The sequence below is a fragment of the Candidatus Palauibacter australiensis genome (assembly GCA_026705295.1).
In the GTDB taxonomy this organism is placed as follows: domain Bacteria; phylum Gemmatimonadota; class Gemmatimonadetes; order Palauibacterales; family Palauibacteraceae; genus Palauibacter; species Palauibacter australiensis.
In genome coordinates, this window is sequence record JAPPBA010000083.1 from 1 (window position 1) to 9,940 (window position 9,940).

Below are 9,940 nucleotides of genomic sequence, written 5' to 3' on the forward strand. Positions count from 1 at the left end.
TCCCCGACGGCTTCCCGTTCGCGACGGCGGCCGTCGCGCCCCTCGTATACCAGACGGCATGGCGCGGGCTCCTGTCGCGAGGGCGGCTGGCGCCGGGAGAGACGGTCCTCGTCACCGGGGCCTCGGGCGGCGTCTCCACCGCCGCGATTCAGATCGCGAAACACCACGGGGCGCGGGTATTCGCGGTCACGAGCGGACCCGACAACGTCCGGCGCGTGCAGGCGCTCGGAGCGGACCTCGTCATCGATCGTCTCGAGGAGGATTTTTCGCGACGCGTCTGGATGGAGACGGGGAAGCGCGGCGTCGACCTCGTCCTCGACAGCGTGGGCGCGGCGACGTGGGAGGGCTGCGTCCGCGCGTTGGCGCCTGCGGGCAGGATGGTCGTGTACGGCGCGACGACCGGGCCGAAGGGCACGCTCAGCATCGCGCGCCTGTTCTGGAGCCAGACATCGATCATGGGGACCACGATGGCGACGCGTGCCGAGTTCGAGGCGGTGATGGCACTCGTGCTGGACGGCACCCTCACGCCGGTCGTCGATGACGTGTGGCCGCTCGACCGGGCGCGCGAGGCCCACGAGCGGCTGGAGGCGGGCGGAGTCTTCGGGAAGCTCGTCCTCGAGCCGTGACCCCCGTGACAGCTCCGGGGCGCGCCGAGCGGTTCCGGAGCCTCGCGGAAACCGCCTACGACATCCTCGTCATCGGAGGCGGCATCTCCGGCGCGGCCGTCGCGCGCGACGCGGCCCGCCGCGGATTTCGAACCGCTCTCGTCGAAGCCGCGGACTTCGCGTGGGGCACGAGCAGCCGTTCCTCCCGCCTCGTTCACGGCGGCCTGCGCTACCTGGAGCACTTCGAGTTCGACCTCGTATTCGAGGCGAGCCAGGAGCGGCGGACCCTGCTCCGCATCGCGACCCATCTGGTCCGGCCGCTGGAGTTCCACTTTCCCATCTTCCGGGACGGGCGCATCGGCCGGACGAAGCTGGACGCGGGGATGTGGCTCTACGACGCGCTCTCGCTGTTCCGGAACATCGAACGCCATCAGATGCTCGACGCCGAGGCCATGCTCGCCCGCGAACCGGGGCTGCGCGCCGAGGGGCTGCTCGGGGGCGCGCGCTATTTCGACGCCCAGGTCGACGATGCACGGCTCGTTCTCACGACCATCGTGGCGGCCGTGGAGGCCGGCGCGACCGTGGTCAACCGGGCCGAGGTCGTACGCCTCGACGCCTCCGACTGGCCGGGCCACCGGGCGCTGGTGAGAGACGCGGAGAGCGGACGGGAGGTGGGCGTCGACGCCCTTGCGATCGTCAACGCGACCGGCGCTTGGGCCGAGCAGTTGCTCGACCGCGTCACCGCGGGCCCGCCGGGGCCCGGCCCGGGCGATGGCGCGGCGCCCGCCGTGCGCATCCGACCCTCGCGGGGGACGCATATCCACGTGGCGCGCGAACGGGTGGGGCACTCCGGCGCCCTGATCTTCGAGGCGCCCCAGGACGGTCGCGTGATGTTCATCCTCCCCTGGCGGGAGGACCTGACCCTCATCGGCACCACGGACGAGTTCTTCGACGGCCCGCCGCACGAGGTCGCGGCCACCCCCGAAGACATCGCCTACCTGCTCGAGGCCACCCGTCGCCTTCTCCCCGCGTCAAAGCTGATACCGGAAGATGTGATCAGCGCCTGGGCCGGCCTGCGGCCGCTCGTCGCGCCGCCCGCGGACGGTGCCGACGAGGGCGCCGTGTCGAGGGAGTTCGAGGTCCATCAGCGTCCCCCGGGCGTCTTCACCCTGAGCGGAGGAAAGCTGACCTCTCACCGGCACATGGCCGAGGCGACGGTGGACCGCGTGCAGGCGTTCCTCGCGCCGGCGGGCGTGAAGGCGCTTCGGAAGGTCGACACGGACAAGGTCCCGCTCCCCGGCGCGCGGTTCCGCGATCTGGACGCGCTCCGCGCCCGGATTCGGACGCGTGCCCGCGCGCAGGGACTCGAGCGCGCCTCCGCCGACCGCCTCACGCGCGCGTACGGGACGAGAGCGAACCGGGTTCTCGACCTGGTGGAGCGAAACCCGGGGCTTCGCGAGCGGGTCGTCGCGGAGAGGCCGCACCTTCTGGCCGAAGCGGTGTATTCGGTGCGGAGCGAGATGGCGCTTCACGTGGAGGACATTCTCTTTCGGCGGATGCGGGTGGGCCATGAGACGCGCTCCGGGACACCGGAGGCCGCGCGCCGCGTCGCGGAGGTCGTAGCTCCGGAGCTGGACTGGACGGAGGAACGCAAGGCGGAGGAAGTGAAACGGGCGCTGACCTTCAGGGCGGTGGACGACGGCGCGATCCGCGAGCTGGCGGCCCGCGCGAAGGGGGTACGCTGAACCGGCGGCCTTGCCGGTCAGGCTGCGCTCTTTCCGTCCTCGCGTGGTTCGCGGCGGCGTGCGCTCCGGCCGACGACCCGCAGGATTCATCCGGAGTCCCGCCCGATTCCGTGCCGTCTGACGGCGCTGTCGCGCCCGCTCCGCCCGCGCCGCTGGCGGGCGAGGGTCCGACCCGCGAATACCGGATCCTGCTGGTCAATCCGCTCGACATCGACGCGTACGTCTCCGCCGCCGCCGGAGCCGGGAACGTGGTGCTCGATACCGTGCCGCGCCGGGATTCCGTCCGTGTGAACATTCGGGTGCGCGCCGACCTCGTCCGCCTCGAGGCCCGTGGTGCGGAAGGCATACTCCTGGCGGAGACCGACCTCGCGCTGGCCCGCGAGACCCTCAACCGCTGGGTCATCGGGACCGACGCTCCCTCCCGGCGTGTCACCTTCGGGTCGGAGAGTTCGTTAAACGGCAGGAAGGCCTTATACTATGGGAGCGATCTGTGTCCGGATCCGGCGTTACGTGCGGCGTTAGGTGTGGGGACGATGGAGGAGGGGGGACGCCATGAAGAAGCTCAGGATCGCACTGGCGCTCGTCGCGAGCATCGCGATGATCGTCGTCGGGCAGCGTCAGGTCAGCCAGAAGGATGTGCGGGCGCAGAAGGCCGACATCCAGGGAGTCGACTCCGAAAACGAGGCCTTGTTCATCTAGCTCGACGGCCGGCGGCCTCGCCGGTCCTTCCGTCCGAAGCACCGTCGGGCACTCTCGCGTCCGACGGTGACGGAGCATGACAGGTGCGGGGCGCCGGATGAATGCTGCTAGCAGTCCGTGGAGAAACCCTGCGTCAGCGCCGAGAGCGGTGGGGCGTCGTGTCGCCGTGGTGCTGTGCGCCGTGGGGCTCGCCGCATGCTCCGGAGAGAGCTTCGGCCCGTTGACCGGGTTCTCGAATTGCTCGCTCCCGCTCACGAACTTCACGGACGCCGGCGCCGAGCGCTCGGGTATTCCGGCGCTCACGAATCCGGATGTCGCCACGCGGCTCATCGCGCCCCACGTCGGTTACGTAAATCGCAGCGACATGGTGATCGGGCTCGAATTCAACGGCCAGCCCCTCGCCATACCGCTGAAGCTCCTCTGGTACCACGAGGTTCTGAACCTGCAGGCCGAAGTCGACGCGGCCGATTCGAACGCGACGGGAGAGCGGCTCACGATCACCTATTCGCCGCTTACGGGGTCGGTCAGCGTCTTCGATCCGAGGCGGAGCGACACGCCCGATTTCGCGGTATCCAACTACGTTCTCGACAACAACCTCGTGATGGACGACGGCTCCGGGACGCTCTACCCCCAATTGACGCGCTCCGCCACATGCGGCCCACGGGACGGCAGCAGCCTGACGCGCGTGCCGTACGAGTTGATGCTGTATGGGGCTTGGCTCCAGGTCTTTCTGGACACCTGGGTCGCGACACGCGCGACGGGGCACGACTTCCTCTACACGCTCTACCCGTACGGGAACTATCGAGACCCGGACAACGCGTCACTCTTCTATCCGACGTCCGCTCCGATCGATCCACGCCGAAAGCCGAAGGAGCGCGTGGTCGGCGTTCCGTCGGGAACCGGCGGCGTCGCGTTCGCCATCGGCGACCTCAGAGAAGTCGCGGCCCGGGACCAGGAAGGTCAGAACACGTTCGTTTGGGCCGCGAGCGCCAAGGCTGGCGGAGAGCCGGTCGTCGCGTTCTGGAACTCTCGCGCGCAGAGCGCGCGGATCTACCGGGCTCGAGCCAACGGGCGGCCGCTCACGTTCGAGGTCGTCGATGGTCGCCGGCAGGACGTGGAGACGGGGAGCGTGTGGAATTTCGGGGGCGAGGCCGTGGATGGACCGCTGGAGGGCGAAAAGCTCGAAGCTCATCCCGAGGCGTACCACGCGTTCTGGTTCGCCTGGGCGGCGTTCCAGCCGGACACGGAGGTGTGGGTCCCCCCGATTCCTCTCACCGGCTCCGCCGACTTCGTTCCGGCAGAAGATGCGACGCTGCTGCCGCCGGATCCGGACCTGATGAGACAGCGCCAGCGCTGAGTCGCGCCGCCGCCCTTGTTCGAGGTCGGTGATATCCGGCCCGCGTCAGCGCGTCCCGGGCAGCGCGGGCATCGAATACTTCTCAAGCCAGGCGAAACCGAGTTCGTCGCTTCGGACCAGGTAGGCGCTTGCGGCTCCGAAGGCGACGAGCCGCCGATCCTCGGGCAGTTCCACCTGCGCGACGCGCTTCCCGCCGCCGTCGAACACGTCGTACCGGTGCGCTTCCCCCGCCGGCACATGACGCCGGACCCACGCCCGCCCTTCCGCATCGACCGCAACCGCCCCGGCCGGAATGACCGGCTTCGCATCGGGCCACTCGAAATCGGAGGGATCCGCATTGCCCGCGCCCGAAGGGGCGCGGCTCATGGACATCCGCATCCCGCTCCCGTCGTCCGTGGCCTCGACACGCAGACCTCCCCCGAGCTCCTCGAGCCACTCCTCCTGGTCCGCCCGCCGAACCCGCACCGGTTCGTAGGGGATCTCGGGCCCCCGCGTGACCCCGCCCGCGCGATCCAGCCACTCCAGCCGGTATCCGTCCGCTCGCGCGACCGCCACCCGGCCGTCCCAGGCCACGTTCCACGCGTCCTGGTTGGAGAACGGCACGGGCCGGATGTTCACGCTGCGGTTGTTGGCATCCCCCGACTCGACCCGCGTCTGCGCCGCAAGCCGCACCCGTCCGACCTCGGAGATCTCGCCCGTCGCCGGATCGAAGCGCGCCACGGCGGCCGAATCCGACGTGCCCGCCATCCCGTCGAGTCGCCGCTGAAAGTAGATCCCGCCTTCGCGGTCGGTCCCCACCGGGATCATCATCGTCATCCCGGTATTCGGCGCACCCTGAGCGATGGGCCAGGTCTCTCCGAAGCTGAGATCCGCTTCGATGCGTGTGAGCCGGGCATTGCCGAGATCGACGAGGAGCGTCGCTCCCTCCGGAAGGGGGAAGAGGCCATCCGGCGTCCGATACTCCTGCGGACCCTGACCCGTGTTCGTCAGCGTGTCCGCGCGGCCCCCGGGCGTCCACGCGATGACCGTGGCGCCGAAGCCGTCCGCGATGAGTACGCGCCCGTCCTCAAGTTCGCGCACGCCCCGCATGGAGCCGAGACCGTCCGCGAAGGCCGCGGCCGCCGGCCCGAACGAAACCCGTGGCGCCTCCTGCGCCTCCGCCACGCGGACCGTGGCCGCCGACAGCCCCATCGCCGCCAGGGCCGCCGCCACCATCCCGATGCGGATCGTACCGGAGTCCCGTGCCGTGTTCCTCATCGAATTACCGTCAGTCCTCTTACCAGTTCTCTTCGGGCTCGTCCCACGTCTGGGCCCAGAATTCGTCCTCCTCGGCCCTCGCCAGTTCGAGGTCCACCGGTTCGACGTCCTCCGCGTCCACCCGCCCGACCGTCTCGATGCGCCGCACGATCTCGTCCGTGACGCCGCTCCGGGTCGTGTGGCGCAGCCGTCGCCGCACACGCCAGCCGGCCACCGCCACCATCACGGCAAGTGCCACGAAGATGTAACCGGTCACCGCTCCTCACCGCGCTAGACGCTCTGAACCGCCCGCGGACTGTGGCGGGAACGGCGTCGCTCCCGCCACACCGGATTAGAGTCCGAGCCAGTGCTCGAACTTCACGAGGAAGATATTGGTGGAGGGAATCCGCGCGAGGTCCGTCAAATCCTCGCCGAGGCGGAACGAACCGTCGTTGCGGAACGCCTGCTGGTCGCGGCTCCAGACGAGAAACACGGTCGATCCGGGCCGGTACTGCCAGCGCAGGACCAGGTTGGAGCGGAAGGACTTCACGTTGAAATCGGGATCCGCAAAGCCGAAGTCCGCCCTCCCGTCCCGGTTGGCGTCGACCTGGTAGAGCCCGAAGCCGTTCGCCTCCAACCGCCGGATCTCGTTCTCGCCGTATGTCCGGAAGCGATCCGAGAAATCGGACGCCCGTGGATCATCAACCTCCATGAAACGGTCGTAGCTCCCCGCGCTCACGAAGGGCTGAGCGTAGAACTGAAGCGAAAGGTCGGGGCTGAAGGTGTAGTTCAGGCGCGTCGTGATCGAGACCGTCTGCTGGCTCAGGCGCGCGAACACGTAGTGCGTCCCGTCGGGGGCGTCGGGCCGCGACACGAACTGCCACGCCCGATCGTTCCACTGCACGCTCGGGCCGATGTTGAGCTGGAGACGGCTCGACGGCTGGAGTATTACGTTCGGCGATACGCCCAAGCGGCGGGTCGGGGTGCTGTACTCCCCTCCGGCGTTGAAGACGGCACCCAGCTGCACGGGCTTGCGGGAGTCCGTGAACATCCCGCCCCAACTGCTCCACTGGCTCGGCTGGTAGAGCGTGGGACCTCCGCGCAGCGCCGTCGTGGCGAGTCCCGCCCACTCCTGATTGAACCCGGCGAAGCCGCGCCAGAAGTTCTTGAGCTGGAAGTTCCCGTTCACGTTGCCGCCCGTGAACTGCCGTTCGCCGCGGAACGTCCAGCCGGACCAGGTCGCCGCGTTCACTCCCCAGTTCCGAAACGGCCCCTGCGGCCGGAACTGGTCGTAGTTCACCCAGACCGCCCCGACCCGGTAATCCGCGTTCTGCTGGAACCCGAGGTCGTTCGCCTCGAAGCCGGGCGACCGGTTCTCGCCGAACAGTCCGTACCGCCAGTTGCCGCCTCCGACCTTGGAGAAGCTGATCGTCGACGTGCTGCCCGAGAGCCGCGTGCGGGTGGGATCCAGTCCGTGCCTCGAGTCCGGGCTCTGGAAGTAGTGGACGGAGGAACGCTGGATGCGCTTGATCGCCTCCGGACTCCCGCCCACCGTGCTCCCGATCACATGGCCGCTGATCTCGTAGTTGCCGTTCCCGAACCGATGCCGGAAGTCGACCCCTCCGGTGTACGCTTCGTCCGCCAGGAAAGCGAGCGACCCGCCGGCGTCCAGGCGCCGGTTCGTGGCCGTGGCGATGAGGCCGACCGCGCTCTCCCCGTCGCGGAAGTCCCGGATGACCCGTCCCACCGCGTAGTTCGTCACCGGTTCGACCACCTGCTCGCCCAGCGTCCCCCCCGGGGTGGAGAACTGCGCCATCTCGTTCGACGTGAGGGCGTCGAGGAATCCGATCGACCACCCGTTCGCCGTCTTCCCGGATAGCTTCGCCGCGCCGAGAATGCTCGTCGCCGCCGGCACGTCGCGGTACTCGGCCGGGTTCGTCACGGACCCCTGGGGCGCCCGCCCGATGCGGCGGCTGTAGAAGAGAGACTCGTTGTTGTCACCGCCCCCGCCGAAGGAAAAACCGAAGATGTCGGATCCCTCCTGGAAGAACGGCCGCTTCTCGGGAAAGAACGTCTCGAACGCCGTGAGGTTCACGACGGACGGATCCGCTTCGACCTGCCCGAAGTCGGGGTTGACGGTGACGTCGAGCGTGAGGTTCTCCGTGATGCCGTACTTCAGGTCGCCGCCCACCGTCTGGCGCAGAGCCGTGGCGGTGTAGAAAGGGTCGGCGGCGGCGCCCGGCGCCCGCGTCGCCGAAGAGAGGACGTAGGGCCGTACCTCCAGATTGCGGCGCGGCCGAAGACCTTGAAGGTCGCTCAGCGTGCCAAAGGCGGACACGACCCGTGAGCCGTCTTCCGGCAGGGGCGACCATACGCTTGCCTCCTCCAGGCGCGCGATCTCGCGCCGGAAGTTGATGCCCCACGTGCTTCCGCCGCCGTCCTCGGAGGATCCGGCGAACCGCAGTTGCGAGAGCGGAATCCGCAGCTCGGCGGTCCAGCCCGTCTCGTCCGTGCGCGTCGCGCTCTCCCACACCGCGTCCCAATCGTCGTCCGCCTGAGTGTCGGAAAACAGCAGCCCGTCGCTCTGGACGCCCGCCACGCTGACGGAGAAACGGAACGCGGTACGGTGATCGAAATAGCTGTCGAACGCGACGTGAAAGGCGTCCGTCGTCACCTGCTCATCGCGGCGGGCGAGCCGGCGGATGATGCCGCCGGGATCGCTGTCGTACATCCGCGCGCCGACGTAGACGGCGTCGTCCGTATAGAGGATGCGGACCTCGGTTCGCTCGCTGGCGGGCTCGCCCGGGTCGGGCCGGAACTGGACGAAGTCGCGGGCGACCGGCGCTCCGCCCCAGGCGGGTTCGTCCAGTCGCCCGTCGATCTGCGGTGGCTCCGCGGCCCGGACCGCCCGGAGCGCCGGGGCTGCCGCGCCCCGCGCGGATGTCTCGCCACCGTTTGACGAATCCTGCGCCGCCAGCGGAGCGGCCAGGCCCATCAGCATTATGAACGCCGCCAGCCGGCGCACCGGCGCGGCGGAATCTATCAGGAACGAGGAGAATCCCAACGTGACCTTCCTTAAGCAGCCCGAACCCTGGCGGCCCGTGGCAAACCTCCTGCCACGGGCTGATCAACCTCGCGAAGTAGGACGCGTCGAGCCGCCGAAAGGTTGCGGACCGTCGCGTTTCAGGGGGGAACGAGGCCGGTGAGGAGAAAGTTGCAGCGGGTCAGCCGCCCGCGTCGGCCTCCAGGCGGGCGATCTCCGCCTCGGACGCGATGTAGCCGAACCCCGCCCAGCCGGAACCCTCGAGAATGCGGCGGTACATCTCCGCCGCCTGGGCCTCGCGGCCGTTATAGAGGTGCCAGGTCGCGACGCCGTACGCCACCGCCACGCCCGCCGGATCTCCGCTCTCGGGATCCCACAGCTCATCGGCATCGAGCTCCCCCTTGTACATGAGGAGGAGCCGGTGGTAGCTGGTGTTCTCGATGACATCGAGATCCGCCCTCACCGGTTCGAGGACGGCCGCCGCCTCGCCGTCGCGGCCCAGGCGCCGGAGCGCCATGTACCACCAGTGCGAGATGGCCACGAGCTGGTCGGGGTTCGTCGTCACCGCCACGTAGGCCTCGTAGGAGGGCAGCGCCCCCTCGAAGTCGCCCTGCAGGTAACGGGCCAGCGCCAAGTGGTAGTGGATGTTGGACTGCAGCGTGCTCGTCGGGATGCCGCGGGCGTTGGGCTGGCCGTCCGGCTCGACGTCGTCCGGCTCGCCTCGCACGAGGTCGGCGGCGTGAGACAGGTCCTCGATCGCGCGGTCGAACTCCCGCACGCTGATCCAACGCCCGATTTCGATTTCGGATCTGTTGCGATCATTGAGCTTACGGGATTTGCGGGTCTGATTCCCGCCCTTCGGTTCCCGCCGAACGGGATCAGGTCCGCACTCGGCGGCGGTTTGCGAGCGCGGTCCTGAGCTGTCCCTCGTCGGCTCTCTGGTAACACTGGAGAACGGTCTTGGCCGTCTTCCAGCCGCCCAGCTCGCAGAGCACCTTGAGGGGCTGGTCCATGAGATCCGACGCGAACTTGCGCCTCAACGAGTGCCAACCGCGCCCACGCTTCGGCTCCAGCCCCGCGAGCCGTTCGGCCCTGTCCCACCAACCTCGGGCCACCCAAGTGGCCACGCTCGACGAGGGATCCTTCGGCGAGGGCAGGACCGGTGCGTCGCCCGTCGCCGGGTTCCGCCGCCGCGCCTCCTCCAAGGCGGCGACCGCCTCGGGGGTGACGGGCGTGGTGTGCTCGTATCCGGTCT

The 9,940-nt window shown here is 69.2% G+C and carries 9 protein-coding genes; 4 read left to right on the forward strand and 5 right to left on the reverse strand.

Annotation, left to right across the window (positions count from 1 at the left end; all coding sequences use genetic code 11):
- The 4 genes from OXN85_06475 to OXN85_06490 form a co-directional block, all read left to right on the forward strand.
- A partial coding sequence (locus tag OXN85_06475; GenBank protein ID MCY3599597.1) for a zinc-binding dehydrogenase occupies nt 1–626 on the forward strand: 626 nt, incomplete at its 5' end.
- Nucleotides 623–2,350, forward strand: coding sequence for a glycerol-3-phosphate dehydrogenase/oxidase (locus OXN85_06480; GenBank protein MCY3599598.1), 1,728 nt, complete (start codon nt 623–625; stop codon nt 2,348–2,350). The genes OXN85_06475 and OXN85_06480, both read left to right, overlap by 4 nt.
- A 552-nt stretch (nt 2,351–2,902) precedes the next feature.
- The gene (locus OXN85_06485) at nt 2,903–3,049 is read left to right on the forward strand and encodes a hypothetical protein (GenBank protein ID MCY3599599.1); all 147 of its coding nucleotides are present in this window, start codon (nt 2,903–2,905) and stop codon (nt 3,047–3,049) included.
- 148 nt (nt 3,050–3,197) lie between these two features.
- Nucleotides 3,198–4,406, forward strand: coding sequence for a DUF3179 domain-containing (seleno)protein (locus OXN85_06490; GenBank protein ID MCY3599600.1), 1,209 nt, complete (start codon nt 3,198–3,200; stop codon nt 4,404–4,406).
- 45 nt (nt 4,407–4,451) lie between these two features.
- On the opposite strand, the gene OXN85_06495 is transcribed toward OXN85_06490, so the two are convergent.
- From OXN85_06495 to OXN85_06515, 5 genes are all read right to left on the reverse strand, one after another.
- Entirely contained in the window at nt 4,452–5,663 is a 1,212-nt protein-coding gene (locus tag OXN85_06495) for a hypothetical protein (GenBank protein MCY3599601.1), read from the reverse strand.
- Between the two features lie 19 nt (nt 5,664–5,682).
- Complete coding sequence (locus OXN85_06500; GenBank protein ID MCY3599602.1) at nt 5,683–5,919, reverse strand: hypothetical protein; 237 nt, start codon at nt 5,917–5,919, stop codon at nt 5,683–5,685.
- A gap of 75 nt (nt 5,920–5,994) precedes the next feature.
- The gene (locus tag OXN85_06505) at nt 5,995–8,706 is read right to left on the reverse strand and encodes a DUF5916 domain-containing protein (protein ID MCY3599603.1); all 2,712 of its coding nucleotides are present in this window, start codon (nt 8,704–8,706) and stop codon (nt 5,995–5,997) included.
- Between the two features lie 160 nt (nt 8,707–8,866).
- A complete protein-coding gene (locus OXN85_06510; protein ID MCY3599604.1) occupies nt 8,867–9,463 on the reverse strand; it encodes a hypothetical protein in 597 nt (198 codons plus the stop codon).
- A 100-nt stretch (nt 9,464–9,563) separates the two neighbouring features.
- Nucleotides 9,564–9,940, reverse strand: a 377-nt coding sequence (locus OXN85_06515; protein ID MCY3599605.1) for a hypothetical protein, incomplete at its 5' end; no start/stop codon positions are given.